A 22,087-nucleotide genomic window follows, 5' to 3' on the forward strand; every position below is an offset into this window, starting at 1 on the left:
CAAAAGGCCGAGTATTTACTAATCCATCAATACCACCGACTAAAGCCAGTTCAATATCCCCTGCCCTCAGCGCAGAAACAGCATGATGCAGAGCAACCAAAGAAGAAGAGCACGCCGTATCAACAACTTCTGCAGTGCCACTTAAATCAAAAAAATGATTGATATGGGCTGCAATAAAATTTTGTCCCTGACCAATAATGGTAAACTGGTTAATCTCTTGCTGCGCACTAAAATCTGCACGCGCGCCTACGAAGACACCTGCATTCATCCCTTTAATGGTTTCCTTAGTAAAACCAGCATCAACAATTGCATCCTGACTTAACGCCAATGCACGCGTAACCAAGGGATTAATCTGCTGTTGATGCGTGCTAGAAAACCCAAAATCAAGCGCCGTTGCAAATGCATCTTCCTGAATAAATCCGCCATGAAAATCAGCATATTCTGTTCGATCAACCCGCTCTTTAGGAATGGGGGTAATTGATATTTTAGCGTGCAGTAAATTATCCCAAAATTGCTGCACATTATGGGCACCAGGGAACTGGCATCCGATACCAATTACTGCAATTTTTTTTGTATCCTTTGGTTGCTCTGCGACGATAACAACAGGTTTGTTCGATGTTTCGGGTGCAGATCCATTAACCTGCTGCACATAAGATGCTAAACGAGCAAGTGTATTGTGTTCAAAAATCACTTCGGCAGCAAGCATCAAGCCCATCACCGCTTCGATCTTTTTTAATATAGCCATTAATAGAACCGAATCGACCCCATATTCGGCAAAACTCCGATCCAACTTAATCTCATTTTCAGTGACACCAACTACCTCCATAAGGATCTGCTTTAACGCGTCCAATACATTGCTTTGAGTCGATAAGCCCTGCTCTGGTAAAGGGGTATTTAGAGAAAGTTCATTTTTACTCGGCATAATGACTGAAGAGGTCGTTGTTTGAGCTAATAAGGTTGTAAGTAACGCAAGTGCTTCATTGGTTTTATAACTTCCAAGTTGGCTTCGTTGATAACTACTACTTCGCTCCGCATTTTTACTAAACTCACTCCATGCAGGCCAGACAATACTCAATACTTTTCCAGGATGGGCTTGGGCAAATGCGTTTAAATAATGATTGCTCAACGCATAATCAACGACCCCCATCGCAAGTTCTGGGAGAACACTTGAGACCGAAGAAAAAAGAACGAATCGTTCAAACCCATAAGAATTTACTATGGGCCATAACGCCTCAAGCCCTGCTTTTTTAGGATGAAACATTTGAGTGAACTCATTTTTGGTAAGCTCAGTAAGTAACTTGGTTTGTTTTGGAGTGACGCCTGCACAATGGAAAATCCAACCAAAACGATCGTTCTCATTCATAACCACTTTCAAAAAAGCAGCCAATAACTCCTCTTGAGCTAAATCACCAATATAGTAATAAACCGCACAACCTTGTTTTTTTAATTGATGAATCAATTGAACGGTTTTTCCTGCCTTACAAGATGAGTGCAGATAATGCTCCCATAACGTTTCTTGGGGTAATGGGGTTATGCCCGTTAAAATTAATTTACGGACGCCACCTGCAACGAGCCATTTTGCAACTTCCGCACCGATACCACTGGTACCGCCCGTAATTAAGTAGACCTTTTCCGATTCGATTGAAACTGCAGTTGATTTTTTATAGTTACGCTCTTGGAGTATCTGGATGAATCGTTGTCCTTGCGCATAACGAATCTTGTCATAATTAAGAGTTAATTGACTTAACTCGTGTTGAATAAGCTCATATGTAAGAGACTGTTGCTCCATCACTAATGTCGCTGTTTTTAAGCCTATGGTTTGCCCATTCATGCACCTCAGAAAATAAGCGATCACATCCAAATTAGGTGATTGCATTTCACTAATCTGAAGAATCGTTCCTTTTTTGGCAACAAGAACAACCTGTTGTAAAAAGCTCAAATGGTCAATTAGCTCTAACTCATTATCACAGCAATCAAGCAAAGTAAAATCATCATCCAATAACCCAATAATTTGTTTTAGCGTTACCTCACGCCCCTCTTGAGCGAAGTGCCATCCGTTTTGTGAGGTATAAATGAGGTGGATAACATTTTGAGGCAAAAGTTTTCTTATCTCTGCCTCATTACGTTGAGTGCTTAACACCATCCATTTACGGGATGCAGGAGATTTATTATCAGTAGATAGTTCTTGTTGCTGCCACACATACTCATAAAATCGGTCTGAAGTCATGCTGTTCTCAACTTCATGAGCATAGCGTCGGTTTTGAAATACCGTTCGTGGCAATGGGTTAACTTTAGGCTTAACGGCATGTTCATAACTTTGTAAAATGACATGCGCATTACTGCCACCGGCACCAAAGCTCGACACACCGGCATAATAACACTGGTTTTTTGGATGAACCGACCAGCTCGTCTGGCTTTGACATAAAATGAATGATTCGGGCAGTTGAATATTAGGATTCAGAGTGCTCGCGTGCAGACTTGCATATAACTTTTTTTGTTGCATTTGGGCAATTACTTTGACGACCCCTGCAAGCCCCGCTGCAGCTTCCATATGCCCATAATTTGATTTTAAGGAACCAATAAAGCATGGTGTATCGCGTTCGGTAAATACTTTGTTTAAACCTTTTATTTCAATCGGATCCCCTAATTGCGTTCCAGTCCCATGGCACTCCACATAACTGATGTCTTCGGGTTCTAATCCTGCATTTACGATTGCTTTTTTAATTACTTCTGCTTGGGCATTTACATTAGGAACGGTATAACCTGAACTGGTACCATTATGAGCGATGCTACTGCCCTTAATCACGGCATGGATACGGTCCCCGTCACGGATTGCTGCGTGTAGCGGTTTGATTAAAATACTCACTACCCCTTCACTGGGAACATAGCCATCGGCGTGTTCTCCAAAACTGGCACAATGCCCTTGAAGCGACAACATATTTCGATGTAAGAGTTCTTGATATTTATAATCATGACTAATGAGATTGACTCCCCCTACCAAAGCCATGGATGCATCATTGGCCGTAATGGCTTGTATTGCCAAATGTAATGCAGTTAATGAAGAGGAACACATACTATCAAGCGTTAAACTTGGGCCCGTAAAATTAAGCACACTGGAAATTCGATTTGCAATACTCGCAGCAGTTGAATTCGCTAAAACCTTTTTTTGTTCTTTTAAACTTTTTTCAAAACCCGTTAATTGATAAAAATTATTCATGGCCCCAATGAACACCCCAACTGATTGAGGTTGGGTACCCACACGAATTCCCGCATCTTCGAAGCAATGCCAGGCGTTCTGCAGCATCATTCGTTCCTGCGGACACATTATCAATGCATCGTTAGGTGCAATATTAAAAAATAACGCATCAAAATCATTGGCATTTTCGAGCAAGGCTCCAAAACCATAACTCCGGTTATCAATTGCCTGGATGCAATTTTTCTCGTTCTCCAAAACCTCGATGAATGAGGAGAAATCCGAAGCTTGAGGGAAATTTAAGGCCATCCCAATAATTGCCATATCCGTCGCCGAAGAAATTGGGTACGACGGACGTTCTGGAGGTGGTTCTTGGACTTTTTGGAGGATATGGTTGCTGAAATGCGCTATTAGTTCATCAAACGTTGTATGTTCAAATAAAAGCGTTTTTGGTTGACTACCAAAATGTACTTCCAGATCAAAAATAATGTCCATAGCCAATAAAGAATCTAAGCCCAATTTACTGAATTGGCCCACATTCTTTAGTTCATCAGCAGCCATATTTAAGCGATGGGAAAAAATAGAATAGACTAACTCTTGAGTCGATTCTTTTTTTGGATTAACCCCTGCTCTATTTAGGCCACGAGAGCCCACAACATTTTTGACAACCTGTGCCGTGAGTTCATCAATGACCACACAGAGTGCTCCATGTTCGTCAAAAATTTGAATATGAAAACTAAGCGAACCTACTTTTTGCGTACACACTAACGCATGGCTTGTTATTTTTTTGAGAAGCACCACTTTTTTTGCGCGCACCGGTAACGAAAGCGGTTGTTGTTGATACAAAGTAAAATAGCCAACGGTTTGTAATGCAGCGTCCAAGAGATATGGATTAAACAGAAACTCACTAAAATTCCCATCAAATTGAATATGCGCAAAAACTCGGTCCTCAGCGGCAAAAAGCTGCTTGATGTTTTTTAAATCAGGCCCATATTGGATCCCTGCGTGTTCAAAACAGTGATAAAATTCGGTGCAGTCAATTGCATTGGAAATACGTTTAAATTCATGCAAATCAAAAGGAACTAATTCCTTTTCAGGCTCTGCACATTCGGCTCTAAAAAACGAATCTCCATTATGAAGCAGTTCAATGGCGCTGTGCGTTTTATTTATATTAATCTTCAGTAATGGATTATGTGCAGGTAACGCTTTGAGCCACTGCACATTCACACAATGAAACGGCAAGTCTTTAAGGAAATATTGAGATAAAGCAAGACTCACTACCCCTGGCAAAATGGCCTGATGATTTACCTGATGCTGACTGAAATAAGTCTGCTCCGCTGATAATGTGTATTCTAGGGCGTTCTGCCAATAACAATGAATTTTTTTAAACGGATATACAGGAAAATGAGCCCGATTCCGATTTGTAAATTGTTGGATGACCACATGAGCATTGGTACCAGAAAATCCAAATGAACTGACTGCGACAAGGGATTTATTTTTAGGCCATGGGCTTAATTCTTTGACCGGATAAAAGGAGGTACTGGCAAAATCAATCTGTGGATTTTCACGTTCACAATGAAGCGTTGCTGGAATCTGTTGAAAATAACTGCATAAAACACTTTTGATAAAACCAGAAACTCCTGCGGCATGAACTGTATGACCAATATTGGATTTGATGCTTCCTAAGCCACAAGATTTTGCAGCGTTCGTTTCTTGTGTTGCAAATAATCGCTGCAACGCATGGACTTCAATAGGATCTCCCAGCTCTGTACCTGTCCCATGCGTTTCAATGTAGGCGAGATCTTTAGTGGATAAACCATAGGAAGTATATACCTGTTGCATCAGCGCGGTCTGTGCTAAACCATTAGGTGCGGTAATGCCATTTGATTGTCCATCTTGATTCACCCCACTGGCTTTGATCACAGCATAAATGGGATCCTGATCTTTAAGTGCTTGCGTTAAAGGCTTTAAATAAACACAGCCCACTGCTTCGCCCGGGATAAACCCATTGGCTTTATCACTAAATGTTTGACATGCATGATCCGGAGACAGCATTTTGGCATGATGTGCTTGCTGGAGAAAATGATCACTGCTCATAATGAATACTCCGCCTGCAAGAGCACTCGAGCATTCACCATTTTTAATCGCCTGGCAGGCTTGATGGATGGCTACTAAAGAGGAAGAGCATGCTGTATCTATAGTAATCGCAGGCCCCGTTAGATTAAAGGTATAAGCAACGCGTCCCGCAATGACTGATGGAGCATTTCCCCAAAAACTTTGGGCTATGGGTTTTTGTTGACTGTGGGTCAAATAATTATTTTGGCTTGCCCCCACAAAAACCCCGCAGAATTTATCAGGAAGTTCCATGGGTGAATAACCTGCATCCATTAAAGCGACAGCAGCCGTTTGTAAAAATAAACGCTGTTGCGGATCCATCGCCTGTGCTTCAATTTTTGGTATATGAAAATAGTCTGGGTCAAAAGCAAAAACATCAGCCAACCACCCGGCATGATTAGGCTCACGCACATCGTGTTCTCCTCGTTTTTCCAAGGAGGTAATTGCATTAAATCCCTCACATAAAGAAGTCCATAACTCTTGCACCGTTTCAGCTTGCGGAAATTGACCGGCCATACCGATTACAGCAATATCTAAAGGCTCTCTAAACGTTTTGGTATTTGGGGTGGGGCGCGTCAGCTCAACACCTTCCATAATAATTTGCCAATTCCCCTGCGCATCAAAGATCGTAGCATCTTGGTCTTTAGCATATAAAAAAGCACTGGATTGATTGGGATCATGAAATAAAACGCGCTTTATCTTTTTAGGTAATCCAGGACGAGGATTTTGCGCAAAAGAAGGATCGTTGAGGTAAATCAAAGAATGCAACATACTACCTAAAACCGCAGGATAACTGGCCTTTGGACTTAAGGCTGCAGAAAAGGAATCATCACAATGATATTGTTCAATAATCCTATAACAATCACCCAAGTAGTGTAATGAATCGTTCTGATAAAAATTATTCTTTATTAACTTATCAGGATGATTCCATATTTTGCTCAGGTCACTGGGCAACTCGAATTGATAAGTAGTTTGTAATACTAATTCTTTACTACCATCATCATGTAATTGCTCAATGAAGCAATCATGATTTATCGGATCGATTTCTAGAAATAAATTAATCGCTTGTTCTTTTTCAGCAATTAATAATTTCTTTAATTCAACCTCAGTTAATTGCACGATTGGTGCAGTAGCTAAAGGCCTCAAAGCGGAGTAAATCATCATGAGTAAATTATCGAGCGGGAACACATAGTGACCATCAATCTGATGTGCTAACCAGTACAAATTACTTTGAGGACTATACGTATATTTGCGCCGTTGCTTAATCATTAATTAACTCTCCTGCAAATAAATCTACAGGTTGACGTTCAGTAACAATGGGCTCTTCCTCCTTTAACTGAGAATGAACAAATGTTACCAATCGCTGCAAACTAGGATAATCAAAAATGACTGCCGTGCGTAATGATAAATTAAATGCCTTATTGATATTGGTTACCAAACTAACCCCGGTAATTGAATCAAGTCCCATTTCAGCCAAAGGACGGTCCAATTCAAGAACCTGTTCTTTAGGTAAATGCAGTGCCGCACGAATAAATTCTGCAATTTGCTGCCTAATCCTCTCCTCTCCCCCGTGGGGAGAATGTGCCAAAAGGGCGGATGAGAGGCTCTCCTGAACCTCTTTACCAAGATGCTTCATGCGGCAACAAAATACCTTTTGCGCTTTTTCTTGCTCCCGCAAATGCGGTTCTAAAATCCCGAAACCTGCTGCAGTTAATTTTCGCAGCCAAAGCTCCTGACTTAACAAAGGAGAAGCATTTAATCGCTCAGCGCCGCTCGCCTGCCACCAACCATCGAATAAGCCAAAAATAAAGTTCAAATACGCTTGTTCTTGCACTGCCTCATTAAGTAAAAATATCCCTTGCGACTTAAGAATACGTTGCAATTCTTTAAGTGTATGCTCTAAATCATCTGCCAAATGGATGACGTTCGAAGCAAGCACTACATCAAAAGAGTCATCAGCCAATTCTGCTAAATGATTGATATCCAGATAGTCGCAGTGCAAATTAAAACGCGCTTGCTCTTGTAGTTTTTTACCTTGATTTAGGAAAAATGAAGAAACATCCGTGTAGTAATAATCAAGCTGCGCATAGCCATTAAGCACATCCATCAACGTTTCTGTTGTTGCACCTACCCCCGCACCTAACTCCAGAATCTTTACGGGTTGCGAGCTGTTCTTAAGATACTCGACAACATGTCGTGCGATGTATTGATTACACGTTTTTGACTCAGGACTTTGGGCATAAAGAGCAAACAATAATTTCAGACCATCTTCTGAAAAAACGATTTCTGCGGGCGCCTTATTTCCCTCAAGAATCAGCTGGTAGTTCATATAACAAAGATAAGCCAAACGATAATACGCTTCATAAGCAGAGTGTTGTTGGCAACAACGTTCTAGCATTTGAGGCAATGATTCGGTCGTGGCTGAAACTTCAGGTAATCCGTTTAAATAGGTAACCAGTCTGCTGTACTTAAGCACAACATTGTTGCGCAAAATGTGCTTTTTCCGCAAATCAGATACCAAACAATAAACGAATTGGTTCACACCTTCTAATCCTGCTTTAATGGGCAGAACTGATAGAGTCTGTGGACTTTGGGGCACACTTTTATTTTGAATTGCAAACTGGACATACGGGCTATTTAAACCAAGTTGCATCGCCTCAAACGCTTGTTGTGTCGTCAAAGGAATAAAACCTAAATCACGTGCTCGTTCGAGGTAAAAGGAATTCGTGACTGCCCCAACCTCTTGCCAAATGCTCCAATTGATAATTTTAATTGGTAATGCGGTTTCTTGTTCCAAGCGCAGGCAATAGGCATCAAGAGCATTACTCGCTGCAGCATAATTAGCTTGCCCTGCAAGACAGGCGCTGCTTTGCATGGAAGAAAAAATCACTGCTGCGTTAATTTGGGTTTGTTGATGCAACTGATAAATAAAATAAGCACTAAATAATTTGGCATGAATGACCTGACTAAACTGTTGCCAAGTCATGGAATCAACAGTACTGTCATGCAATTGCATGACCAAATTAAATACCGCATGAATGGTGGGATGTTTCACCTGCAGGTACTTAATGAGTAAAGCGCATTCTGCTTCACGAGTCACATCCGTTTGAATAAATTCAATTCCCTCACCATAAGCATGTAAAAATTGCCGACCTTCTTCACTTAAAGAACTACGTCCTACAAGAATAACTTTAGCGTGATACGAGTCAATCAAAAACTGCGCCAAACGACGGCCAATACCGCCCATACCCCCAAGAATCAAATATGTCCCTTGGGTTATGAGAAAATCGTTCTCTTCACAATCAGGAGCTAGCTCCAAAGAAGATACCCAGTACTGTCCTTTTCGATAGTTAATTGTTTGATGAGGTCCGGAATAAACCATTCCCAGCATCGATCGCTCCACAGGTGTATCAATTATCAAATGATTCAAGTGCCAATGGGGCATTTCTTTAGCTAAGGAGCCTAATAAACCGCTGACCATTGCCACCTGCGGATGATGGGCTTTAGCAGTATAAGAATACCAGTCAATAGTAATTTTTTTTGTAAACAAGTTGGAACTTAAGGTCGTTTTCAATAGAGCAAATAAAGGTTGAAGTAGACTGAGAAGATCCTGGTTGAAAAAATTAAGCTCTAAATTAAAATCAGGGTACTGAGGATAAATAATAAAGTGATCTATCTCAGGATGTGCCCCTAAAAATAACTGGAACTCATCGGGATTAAAGTTATTCAAGTTATAACTTAAAACCTTATTATTTTGTTTGAGGTGGGAGCTAATCGGTTTTAATGTTTCGGTACAACATTCAGAATGAATGATAACAATATTTTGGTTATGTAAGGGTTGATGGGTTATTTCCGTAGGCATTTCTTTGTTCACATACACCAATTGGTTTTCTTGAGTTTTAAACCAGATTTTTTTACGGAGAAACGGATAAGTCGGTGTACCATGTACTGGCATCATTTCATTCGGGTTTGCATCAGAGCTAAATACAGCCTCCCCCCTCAGATAAGCATGTGCTATGGAGTGATAATCATCGCTAATTTGAGGCGCTGCCGATGAATCGAGCCAATTCTGCATCTGCTGAATTAATTGTTGTTGATTATGCCATTGGAAAAGTACTCGATAGCGATGATGAGTCCGTCTTTTTTGCAAGGTAAAACAGAAACTTTGCGGTTCAAAATGAGGGTTTTCTTGCAACCAGGTAATGTAATTTTTCACCAATACTTGTAGGCTTGTTTCATTAGCTGCAGAAAGAGGAAGTAACGGTACAAAAGATCCTGCAGGAGCGTGTTGAATTAGAGGACCTTGTTCTAAAACAACATGTGCATTAACCCCGCCAAAACCAAAAGAACTTACAGCCGCACAATGAGGAATTAATGCACCATTTATTTGTTTTTGTTGCCATGTATGAGTTTCTCGACTGATCGACAATCCCGATTGCTGCAAGGTAAGATACGGATTAATTTCCGATAAATTCGCTTGTCCTGGAATCATTTGATGTTGAAACATCAGCAAAATTTTTATTAGTCCAGCCAATCCTGAAGCAGGTTCTAGATGGCCAATATTGCCTTTGACTGAACCGACTTCGATCGCTACATTTTTATCGGCAACAAAATTTTTCAAACCTTCCAACTCAATAGGATCACCTAAAGGCGTTCCTGTACCATGAGCTTCAATATAACTAATGCGTTCTATATCAATAGAATTATAAATATGTTCATACAGTTTTTGTTGCGCTGTTGAGCTTGGTGATGTGAGTGTATTGGCTTTACCTGTATGATTGACTCCACTGCCAAGAATTTTGGCATAAATCGTATTGTTTTGTGCCTGTGCGCGCGTTTGTTTCTGAAGAATAATTACAATAATGCCTTCACCCCTAATGTATCCATCGGCATGTTTATCAAATGGCTTGCAGATTTTCGTCGCCGACAGCATTCCTGACTGAGTGAATGCATTAAAAAATTCATCATCAAGTAACAAATTAACACCACATACAATTGCTTGCTCAATCTCTCCTTGCTTGATGGCTTTTACAGCGCGATCTAAAGCATACAAACTACTGGAACAGGCAGTATCCACTGCTTCACTGGGGCCACTTAAATCAAAATAATGAGATATGCGATTCGCCAGTAAACTATGTACAGTTGCCACTGGAATGTAAGGATTATTCACTTGGTGTCGTGTTAATAACTTCGCATAATCAAACGTTGACGCTCCCACATAAACACCCGTCGCGGATCCTTTCAAGTGTAATGGATTGATGCCTCCCATTTCTAAAGCATGCCATACCTCTTGCAATAATAATCGTTGCTGAGGATCCATCACCATGGATTCAATCGGCGAAAGATTAAAAAAAGCAGCATCGAATGCATCAACATTTTCAATAAATGTTCCGGCATGTTGTTGCATATAGTGCAAGCGATTCACAGGAGTTTGGCTAAAAACATGGTGTTGATTCATTAACAATTGCCAAAAATCATTTAAACTCTTACATCCTGGCAATAGCGCGCTGTATCCAATAATGACCGGTACATCCTCGTGAACCGCAGGATGCTGGATTAAAGGTTTTACCTCTTCAGATTGGACCATCGTCACGACAGAAGGTTTGGTTTGTGGCTCATAATTGCTAATAAACTCAGCAACGGTTTTATAACCAAAAAAAGTAGCAGGTGTAATTGCCAAAGCATAGGCATCGTTCAAATGATTGGCCAACTCAGTAAATAAAATTGAGTTGAAACCTAGATCTCCAAAAGAGGCTGTTAGCTCAAAATGCCCCTCAAGCTCCAATACTTTTTTAATTGTGTTCACCACAAAAAGTTTAAATTCCATACTCACTTCAGACCTTTCTTGTTTCGTCGATGTCGAATGATTTAATTGCTGTAGAATGATTTCCTGCTCTCCTTGATGCGCAATAACTTGCGGCCAGGATAAAGCGGATAATGTTTCAAAAATGTGACATCCAGTCGCATTGCTAATTGATTGCATGCCCCACTCTTTTTGCATGCGTGCTAATACTGAATCACTAACCTGCATGCCTCCGTGTTCCCAAAAAGGCAAATTAATACTGTAAGTAAATCCAGAACACGTTCCTTTGATTCGCAATGATTCGCGTAAAACGGCAAAACCATCTAAAAATCCATTAGCAGCTGCATAAATGGACTGCCCAATATTCGCGAGTATCGATGAGTAGGAAGACAACAAAAGAAAATAATCCAGACCATAGGCCCTTGTCGCTTTATCTAAATTCAAGGTACCTATTACTTTTGCGGTCAATGCTGTTTCAATTGCTGCCGGAGATTGATTGATAACTAGACTATCTTGCTGCACACCCGCGGCTTGAATACAGCCATTCAATACGCCCCCATGCTCTAAAGCAAAGTGAGTGATGCAGGTGTGTAATGTTTCATAATCACTGAGATCAACTTGTTTGTAATTGATGTTGTGTTGTTGTAACCAGTGATTGTGTTCGATGGATGGATTACGTCGTCCCAGAAGTAAAATGCGGGCTTGATATTGATGCGCCAAGTATTGGGCAATAATTTGGGGGATCGCACCAAGTCCCCCCGCAATAACGTATACCCCATTTTGTTTAAATAACAAACGCGCTTGGCTCTGCTCTGGAGTGACCGCATGATAATATTGAGTGTGAAAAACACCTTCCCGGTTTATTTTAACCCACGTAGGCAATTGGCTCTGGGCGACCCGTGGCAAGAGTTGCGGACTCAATTCCCAAGGCAACAGGACCACACTGTAACGTAACTCAGGAAACTCACATTGTGCTGTACGTAAATAGGCATGGATTGCCTGGGCGTACACAGCAGTTTCTCCAGCATCATCAAAACACAAAATCAACTGTAATTTTTTTCTTGTTTGCACAGCATGCTGTAAATTCTGTAACAAGCTCATGAATTGCTGTGTATTTTGTAATTGATTTACCTGCATTATCGAACATACTGAATCAGTGCTTGGACTATCGGTGACCTGCAACCATTCAAGTGTTCTTCCAGCTTCCTTATCACAATCAATGCGCTGCCAGAATGGCTTAAAATAATGGATTGGTTTTTGGCTCGCTGATTTAGTTTCAGGCTCTAGGGCTGAGAGATTTCTGGATTCCGCGGTCAAGCCGCGGAACGTTGGCAATTCGTTATGTGTAACTGAGCGCTTTTCTGATGACTCTATGTTTTGCGGAATAATTTGCTGTTTGTGAATAGGAAGCATGCAAAAACCAATAATATGGCTTACCAAACGACACTGTTCATCAAAAATAGAAATGTCATAGCGTGGAGAGTATGCACGTAAGGATTTGTCTTCCACCACAACATAAATTTTAGTGGTCCAGTGATGAACTAAATTCAGCACCTCAATCTTTTGAGGAATATATACTTGATCTTCAGGCAATTCCCCTTGCAAAACCGAAACACATTGCAAAACACTATCAAATAAGCGGGGATCCAAAGTAGGATCTTCACGAGATTCTGCGAGTGTTAATGCAGCAATCGCTTTATTTTTATCCTGATTAACACGAATGGTGCGTACACATTGAAATACTTCACCATGATACCAATTGTTACGGCGAAATTGGGCATACATTGCCGCCGTTGATACATCGTGAGTGCACTCAACAGCAAGCGCAGCATATTCCTTGAATGCAGTCACCTCATCTAAAGAATGATAAGTACTGCTTGAATGCAATAGTACACCTGTTAATTCACAAAGAGTGTGGGTATCTTCCGCTTTAAAACGAATCATGAGTGACATTGCATCCGCTTCATGGTCTGCAAAGATGGGATTAAGCCACTTTATTTCACGAATGCTAATCTGTGACGTATTTTCTATATTGCGTACATAGGCTTGATAACAAAAATAAATATGCGCCACGCCGGGCAATATTGGACGTTGATGCAATCGATGCTGTTCAAAGTAATAGGCGCTCGTTTGCAGCGTTAAGGGATATTCTTGAATTGCTACAGAACAATTGCGAGGAGCGCTCCAATGGGCTTGTTTTTTAAAAGTATGGTGTTGCGTGCACGCTTCAGGAATAATAGGATAATCTTGTACAATAATGTGTGCATTAGAGCCACCTGCACCAAAAGAACTGAGTGCACTATAACGTGCCCCCCTACTCTGTACCCACGGAGTATTTTTTTCTGGGATAATCAACTGGGTCTTTTCAAAATGACAATGCTCATTCAACGGCCAAGCATTAACTCCAGCAAAGATTTCCTCATGTTGATACTGCAATAATATTCGTACTAAACCCGCCAAACCAGCACATGCTTCACTATGACCAATGTTACTTTTCACCGACCCCAGAAACGCTTTATTTTGATAAACGTCACTCAATGCTTTAATTTCTATAGGATCACCTAAAACGGTGCCTGTACCATGTGCCTCAATATAATTGATTTGCCAAGAATTAATTCCTGCTTTTTGCAACGCGGTAAGGATAACCTGTTTTTGGGCTTCAGGATTTGGCACGGTATACCCATGCATTTTACCACCTGAATTGAGTGCGCTGCCTTTGATGACTCCATAAATTTTATTACCTTCGGCAACCGCCACCCCTAGTTTTTTAATACATAACGCGACGACTCCTTCTGCATACACAAATCCATCTGCATTTTGCGAAAAGGTGGCGTTGATGTTTTGGGCTGAAAGCATGTGCAAATCAGAAAGTTCTACCATTTGTCGTGGATGCACAATTAAATTGACTCCACCCACTACGGCCATCGTCGATTCATTCGTTAACACACTTTGACTCGCTAAATGAAGTGCGGATAATGAAGATGAACATGCTGTATCCACCGCCATACTTGGACCATGCAAATTAAAACTGTATGAAATTCGGTTTGCTGCAGACCAGTAAGCGCACGCAGAATTGGCATGTTTTTGGGTCGTCCAATCTTCATTTAACCAAGAGTAATAGGCACCACTTATGCCGACAAATACTGAGATTTTATTGTCGGAGGCAATCGGAAAAGCCTTCGCATCCTCAAGTGCAAAATAGGCATTTTGCAACAGCAAACGTTCTTGAGGATCGATAAACGCCGCCTCTCGTGGAGAGAGTTTAAAAAAAGCTTCATCAAAGCAAGCGATATCATTTAAAAAACTGCCTCTCTCCGCATAAGATTTACCTTGCCTTCCTCTTTGTGCATCAAAAAATGAGTCATGCGCCCATCGTGATTTAGGTATAGGTGCAAATGCTGTTTTTCCTTGTTGCAGCATAGAAATAAAATCATCAGAACCTGTATGCGGAAGCTGATAGCTTAGCCCCACAATAGCAATATCGGTGTCCTGATTATAATGGTTTAAATCAAAATGGACTTCATCAGGAATTTCGGTGCATTCATTAGTAGTGAATCGTTTTACCAGTGCATCTACCGTGTCTACTGCAAACAATTCAGCAATACCGAGTTCAGGATATTTAGGTTTTAATTTTTGATATAAATCACTCAAACTTAATGAGTCAAAACCAAGATCCGACAATCGATCTTCTAATTGAATTGTTGCCCTATCCAAATAAAGTGTTTGCGCTAATTGCTCAAGGATCCATTGTTGGCTTGTTTTTGAATGAACTTGGATGCATTGTTTTGGCACGCCACCTCCGACAGATACTTTAGCCAGAGGCATCTTCAAAATGGGCTGTTTTTTCTGATGTTGATGATTTACTTTGGCATCAATAACAATTTGTTCTGCAGTAGAGAAATTTAAACAAGAACATTGATACTCAATATCGGTTAAATTCATCTCCTGCAATACCGATATCCATTGTTCCGCACTCAGTAATGGTGAATTCATTTGACGTAGATGTTGGTCTTTCGCATTCCACCATCCATCAAATAAACCAAAAATAGCAGTGGTATAATTCGTCTTTTCCACTAACTCATTCAATAATAAATGGCCATTATCAGCCAAGCATTCACTCAAACTCTTCAGTGAATTTAAAATATCACTCGTGGCGTGAATCGCATTGGTTGCAATCACCACATCAAAAGCGTGATAAAATTCATGCTGAGAATCCATGTGTTCCATATCAAATATTCGGAACTCCATGGAGTGTTCATACTCCGAAAAATGACGCCTTGCTTTATTAACCAGTGCAGAAGAAATATCGGTGAAATAGTAAGTGAATGATTGATCGTGTAGCGCTGCTAAAATAGCTCGTGTTGATGAACCACTACCCGCACCTACCTCAAGAATTTTTAGTGTTTTTTGGGATGATCGGCAGTAATTTCTTAGTTTCCTTGCCACCATCTGATTAGCATGATCAGCAACCGCATGATGTTCGTAAAAGCCTTGTACTAATTCCGTATTTCCCTGCGGAAAAATAACTTGGTGTGGCAATAGAGTACTAGATAATAATTCAGGATATTGATCACACACTGCGGCAAATAATTTAAGCCGGGAGGAATAATTTCCTTCTTTTAATTCATCTTCATAACTGCTTTTTATCGCCTCAAGTTGTTTGTTCTCTTGAGCTATAAAAATAAAATCATCTTCCATGCGAACAAACTGTAGCTTCTGCCAGATATTAAATAATTCACGTACCAATAATTGAAAGTGTTTTTGGAACGGTGCAAAAAACATGGCCGCGCTAAGACCATGCATGGGGAATGATTGGTTGATGCGCAACAAAAGACTTAATGCTACAAACTCTTCTAAGATTTTATTTTTATTGACCGTAACAGTGCTTATAAAATCGTTCGGTTTCGTACGGCCAGTAATTAATGCAAATGGAGTTTGCGTATCAATTTGCTGCTCAAAAAGCTCCATCAACTCAGCAAACGATAAAGGAGCCAAATCATTACTCGCCATATACTTGGAATAATCAGCTGATGTTGCTAACCCAATACCTTCGATTACGCCCAATGCGGTAACAAAGCAGGAAAGGCTTTCTTGTTGTGCTATTAAATAATTTTTTAATGCCGCTTCAAAACTGTAGATTGTAGCCCCTAAATTGGGAACATAAGCTTGGATGGAAGTAAAAACATACAGATTTTTGGCGAACTGAGACAACTCTTGCGCGACCAACCAACTGTTGCGTTGAATCACATCCTTCAAAGTATCGGATAATGAATGTTCACTTTGCTTAACCCACCATTCATCGTGACGCGCCACCGCCAAATGGAAAATACCGGAAATTTTCTCGGAAGCGGCGATCTCTTTTAAGCAGGTTAAAAGAGCCTCATTTTCGTCAGGATCACAGCAATGATAAATCATTTTACTTTGCTGTAATTGTACCTGTACGTGTTCATCTAATTGATGATAGGGTTTGCGCCCTACTATATGAACTTGTGCTGCATATTTTTCGTGGAGATAAGCACCAAGCTTTAAACCTACCCCACCGGCCCCGCCAACTAAAACATAGATTCCATTATATGCAAAAGCTTGATTTGCCACCTTAGAACATTGCAAAGCGACATGTTGGTACTGATAAAATCTGCCTTTAAAATCAGTTACCTTAATATGCAGAGGGTTGATTTCCAAGTTTACTGCGTTGACAAAATGCGTGATGAGCTGGACTTCTTGCGAGGAATAGTTTTCATCTAATTTTAAGTAAATAGTCCGTTGCTTTTTTAGCTGATTACTGCATTTAACTGAGAGTTGGCGAATTATTTCTAATACCCACTGAAGCGGATCTTTTTCTGGATAATCGATCGTAACCCAGAGATCATGTGCCAAAATATCCTGTAGCGAACACTCGGCCCAATGCGTAGTTTTAAGATTCGCGAACTCATGGTGATTCATGCATTTCAACGTGGTTTGCAACGTATAAAATTGCTTTTTATTCTCTCGCGAATCGTTCTTTGTTTTTTTAAAATAAGATTTCCGTTCAAAAGGCATTGTTCCTAAATAACGCTCAAAATCAATAACCATACCCATAAGCCATAATTGCAGTATGAATTCATCACTTAAGGTCACCACATCTTTGTCACTCACTATATCCAGATCGATGCAAATGCTCTGTCCTGTTTTAAGATGAAAAATACATTGATTGGGACTCTTGTTTTGCGAATCCTGAGTAAACCTTAACAGCGGTTTATAATAAGCACTTAATAAAGTAAAAGCCTTGGCTTCGGCCACTGAAGTTATTCGTTCGCTTAATCTGCTTTTAAAAATCTCGATAGATGCCGAATCAAGCTGTAACAGTAATTTGAGCTCCTCAGGTAAGAGCAGTTGATATTCAAGCAACGCAATAAGTTCAACAACAGAAGGAGAAAAACGGCGAAGCAATTCTTTTTTAACCGTACTTAATTGCCATTTGTTAATAACACATACCCTTGCCCATAAAAGGATAACAATCAATTGATATTGGAGAAACTTTTTATCCTCATGCATCGACATATTTTGAATTTGCTGTAGGTCTTGTTGTTCAAACAAAACGATTAACTCTGCAGGAAGTAGCTTTTGTAAAAATCCTTTAAATGTATATTGATGTTGGTAAAGCGCCATACTTTCAACAACAAGTTGCTTCACTTGGGGCGGTTCGATTACTAAACCATGAATAAGTTTCAGCACATAATCATCTAAATTAGTTAGGGCAGGATAGGATTCGCCATTTAATATTAAATGAGTTTGCGTTTTTTGATTGGCTTTGATTGCCAGAGAAACCCCACGGCTATAAGCTTCGATACAACGTATGTCGGATAAAAAATCATGAATGAGATGGATCCAGTATTCTGGCAACGGTTCCGAACAAGCAGACTGCAGATAAGGTCTTAATTGCACTGAACTTGTTGGTACACAGGTCCCAGGAAGAACGGTAAAGTCATTCTTCATGGACACCCAATCAATGTGCTGCTCATGCTCATTGAGCCATCCTGCTTGACGAAAAGGAACACTATGGTCCTGGGTATAAATCGAGTTTAAGGCTAAATGATACTTTTGCTCTTGCAGAACATAATCTTCAAAACGTGCCACCAAGGATTCCAAATCCTCTTTAGTTCTTGCGCTCAACAACACCGGTAATTTACACGGTTCATTTGTATGAATCGGGACACGTTCAGGGACTCTTTGCAAAATGGCATGTGCATTCGTACCCCCAAATCCAAAAGAACTTACTGCAATTTGCGAATGATTATAAGCAACAGATTCCGTATTGATTTTTAAAGTTTCAGGCAATAAAACATTCGCAGTCTCTGAAAGTACATGAGGAGGAATTTGCCGATTCTTTAAAATCAGCAAACACTTAGCAACACCGAGTAGCCCGGCACCAGCTTCCATATGACCTACATTGGCTTTAATGGAACCAATATGGCAACCCGGATAATTATGACTTAACGCTTCAAGCTCAATAGGATCCCCAAGATTAGTTCCCGTTCCATGAGCTTCAATGTAGGCCACATCCAGATAGGCACATTGTTTTTGGGCCAAACGGATTAGTTTAGATTGGGCAGTAGCACTCGGAGCGGTCATCGTGCTGGTAGTTCCATTGTGATTGCAACTAATCCCCGTAACTGCCGCTAAAACCGGAAGATTTAAGGCGTCCGCCTTTGCTTTTGAGGTAACCAGCAAAGTGACCATTCCTTCCAAAGGCAAATACCCATCGGCTTGCATAGAAAAGGTATGGCACCAACCACTTCGCGACAGCATACCTGCTTTTTTGAAGCTCTGATGCCGCAAAGCACTATCAATATAATTAACGCCAACTACCAAAGCAAAATCATTTTGACCTCGTCGAATACTGTCACACGCGTCTTTTAAGGCAACCAAGGAACTCGCACAAGCCGCATTAATACTTTTACTTTCTCCCGTAAAGTTAAAGCAGTACGAAACTCGATTCGCAACACTCGCTTCACAATTATTTAAAAACAAACGACTGTCGCTGTCGCATGCATTCATTGCATACGAATGCAGATGATCCACGGACATTACTCCGGCATAAACGCCGGTTATTGCTTGCTGTAGCTCATGGCGTGTTATGCCGGTATTTTCCAGACAAGTATGTACGCCATGCAACGCTAATTTTTGTTGGGGATCGATATGAGCAATATCTTTGACACTCAGACCAAATAATTCTGGTTCAAAAAAACTCCAATCAGTAAACAAATTGGCATGACTCGTCTCACCCTCACTACGCCACATTCGTGAAGGATCTACTGAATACCTTGCTTTTTGGCCCGCAATTAAAAATTGCCACAAGGCTTCCTCAGTTTCTATCTGTGGAAGCCTTAAACTTAAACCGATGAGTACGGGTGCAGTATCCTCAAGATGTGAATTCTTTTGAGGTATTGGGAATAATTCCTGTTCCATTTGGTTCATCTAACCTTTCTGATGAATGTGCAAAAAAGGAGGGAATATAATCCGTTTTAAACCCCTGCTGGTATGTCTTTAAATGAGTGATGAATTGTTTGTCCTTAAGCAAATTCATAGCAGCTTTTACAAACATTTGGGCAATGTAATAGCGCCCTTCATTCGTATTTTTATCAATTTTTAATTGAAAAGGATTAAATTGATTAAAGGGTGGTAATGCTTTTAATATGCCTGGATCCAGCTGCAAATCAGTACTTGTATTCAGTCCAAGTGAACAAATAGCATATCGCAAATAGACATAGGCTTTCGTTATTTGATAACAAGCGTCATCCAGAGGGGTAACCCGTCCTTTAGCATAGGCAATACGCAAAAAAGTTTCTTCCATCGTATTCAAACGCAAGAAATTCGCAACGGTTGCCAAGTCAAAAAGTGGACTTCCTATGCGTGCAAACTCCCAATCAATTAATGAAAATTGATTTCCTTCTGTTTGGAATAATATATTCCAAGGATTCATGTCATAGTGACACAGACTGGTTTTTGGATTTAGATTAAGTAAGTGGTCTAAGTCATTAAACAGAGATAAAACCAAAGAGAAATCATCGAATCTCGAATCTGTTTCTACAAGCTTTTGAACCGTTGCTTTTAATTGCAGAAATTTATCGCTTTCCTGGCTTAATGTCTTAACGGGTACTTTGATTGCATGCAATGCACTGATTACTGAACTCAGTGAAGCTAACCTATCCAATGATTTATCCAATGGCCACTTCGGATCATTGGAAACAAATTCAAAGACAGCTACTTTTTGTGCCAAATTAAAATAAACCATTTTGGGACCAATACCTGAATTTGAAGCAGCTTGTGCTGCGTATAACTCTACCCATCCCTGAACACTGCCTTCTTCTAATATTTTTATTACATAGTTTTGGTTATACGCTTCCAATAGGAAGTTCTGGCAAAAAGGCGATAAACCACCGCCCAGTGGTTTTAAAGAACCTGTTTTCCAAGGCAGAACAGACTGTAATGTGGGCTTTAGACGCGTTGCAATTCCTTTAGAATTACTCATTTCTTCCACTGTATTCTCAGCGATCAATCCTTTAGGTTTTACTACCTGGTCATCTATAAATAATCGCCAACTTCTGCATACTAGGCGTAACGTCTGTAGTTCCTCTTTGCGCAGATATTGTAAAATTCCTCCCATAATAAAATAAGGAATTTTTAGCTCCCCAAGACTAAAATCTTTTGCCGGTTTAGTTACATTCCCTAATAGCTTGGTATTGAGTTGCTGCTTAAATTGATAATCATTTACCGTTTGCATCGCTTGCTTTATCAGCATCACGCTAATATAAAACTTACCTTCGTCACTGCTTTTATCAATCGCCCCATCACTCGGTTGATACTCGTTAAACGCTGGAATTGAGGCAATATCAATGTGATTAACTTTCATGGGGTCACTAATATTTGCCGCGAAACTCATTGCAAATCGCAATAAAGCAATTTGTTGCATGTACATATAATGCAAATGTTCTTCTGGGGAGGGTTTACGTCCTAAATAATGAGTTAAAAGAGAATCAGCTGCAGCCGGCTTTAAACGTAAAGTGGCAACCACAATTGCCAAGTCCAAGAATGGATCAAGCAATCCTGCGCATTCCCAATCAATAAAATAGAAATCGTCAGGGGTCGCTAACAGATTATTAGGATTCATATCGTTGTGACAATAATGAGTTTGTTTCACTAAACCAGTTAAATAATCAAGTTGCATCAGCGCAAATTGTTGCAAGAAGAAAACAGGCGAGGCTTTAATGTAACTGTCTAAAGTGATTCGACGCTCAGTGATTAGGGTTGATTTTTCAATTTCCGCGCGTCTTGGTAACCGGGGTCCGGAATGAATCACTGCAAATTTTTTTGCAATAAGCTTTAATTGTTCATCATCCAGCCGCCCAGTAATCGAAGGATTATTTTCTACATAGCGCATGATGACTACACCCGCAGAAAAATCAAAATATTCTACTTCGGGCGCTATTTTTTTCTGGGCGAAAAAAATAGATGCGAATACTTCACGAGCTCGTCCTTCCTTATGTCTTATATGCCGCAACACATACCGTTCGTCACCAACCTGCACGAGATAACTATTTGCCCAAGGAGAAAATCCGCCGCTTAATCGTTTTATGGTAATAGGAGATTTTGGAGTTACGGGTAAAATGGCTTGAATATGAGGAAGTAATTCCGAAACATCCTTTGAATCCGCTTCAATGCATAATTCAGAACCTTCATGAGCTAACACCTGTCTCCAGCCTCGATTGACTTTACTTAATCTCTTCTTATCGACTGTGGGTAAGCGACTAACTATGTTTTGAATTGCACTTAAGGGTAAAGAACTATTAAAAAATTTCATGAAATTAAATAAAAGACTGAGAGCAATGCCGGAATATTAATTAAATAAGTGACATAAATCAAACAAATAACCAACTCGAATATATTTTTGTTTTTCTGGCAATAACTTTGAATTGTTGGGTCAAAATGCCCCAACT

The 22,087-nt window shown here is 40.2% G+C and carries 3 protein-coding genes (1 of these 3 cut by a window edge); all 3 read right to left on the minus strand.

Features of this window, described 5'->3' with window-relative positions:
• Tightly spaced (each overlapping or abutting the next), the 3 genes in view from ACWTEW_RS34980 to ACWTEW_RS34990 form a layout consistent with a single transcriptional unit that may run on beyond the window.
• On the minus strand, window positions 1-6,577 hold the 5' portion of the coding sequence (locus ACWTEW_RS34980; protein ID WP_454782597.1) for a beta-ketoacyl synthase N-terminal-like domain-containing protein. The gene continues 740 nt to the left of window position 1, outside the view; 6,577 of the gene's 7,317 nt are visible here — the first part of the coding sequence; it begins with the start codon at window positions 6,575-6,577; its stop codon lies off the left edge, out of view.
• Entirely contained in the window at window positions 6,570-19,568 is a 12,999-nt protein-coding gene (locus tag ACWTEW_RS34985) for an SDR family NAD(P)-dependent oxidoreductase (protein WP_454782598.1), read from the minus strand. The genes ACWTEW_RS34980 and ACWTEW_RS34985 overlap by 8 nt, the downstream gene beginning before the upstream one ends.
• Window positions 19,513-21,951, minus strand: coding sequence for a phosphotransferase (locus ACWTEW_RS34990; protein ID WP_454782599.1), 2,439 nt, complete (start codon window positions 21,949-21,951; stop codon window positions 19,513-19,515). Before ACWTEW_RS34990 ends, ACWTEW_RS34985 begins: the two co-directional genes overlap by 56 nt.
• Between the last annotated feature and the right edge of the window lie 136 nt (window positions 21,952-22,087).

This window comes from Legionella stuttgartensis, from assembly GCF_977063405.2.

Excerpts from the sequence above, each read along its gene's own strand:
- ACWTEW_RS34990 (WP_454782599.1), bottom strand. The coding sequence starts at position 21,951 with ATGAAATTTTTTAATAGTTCTTTACCCTTAAGTGCAATTCAAAACATA.
- ACWTEW_RS34985 (WP_454782598.1), bottom strand. The coding sequence starts at position 19,568 with ATGAACCAAATGGAACAGGAATTATTCCCAATACCTCAAAAGAATTCA.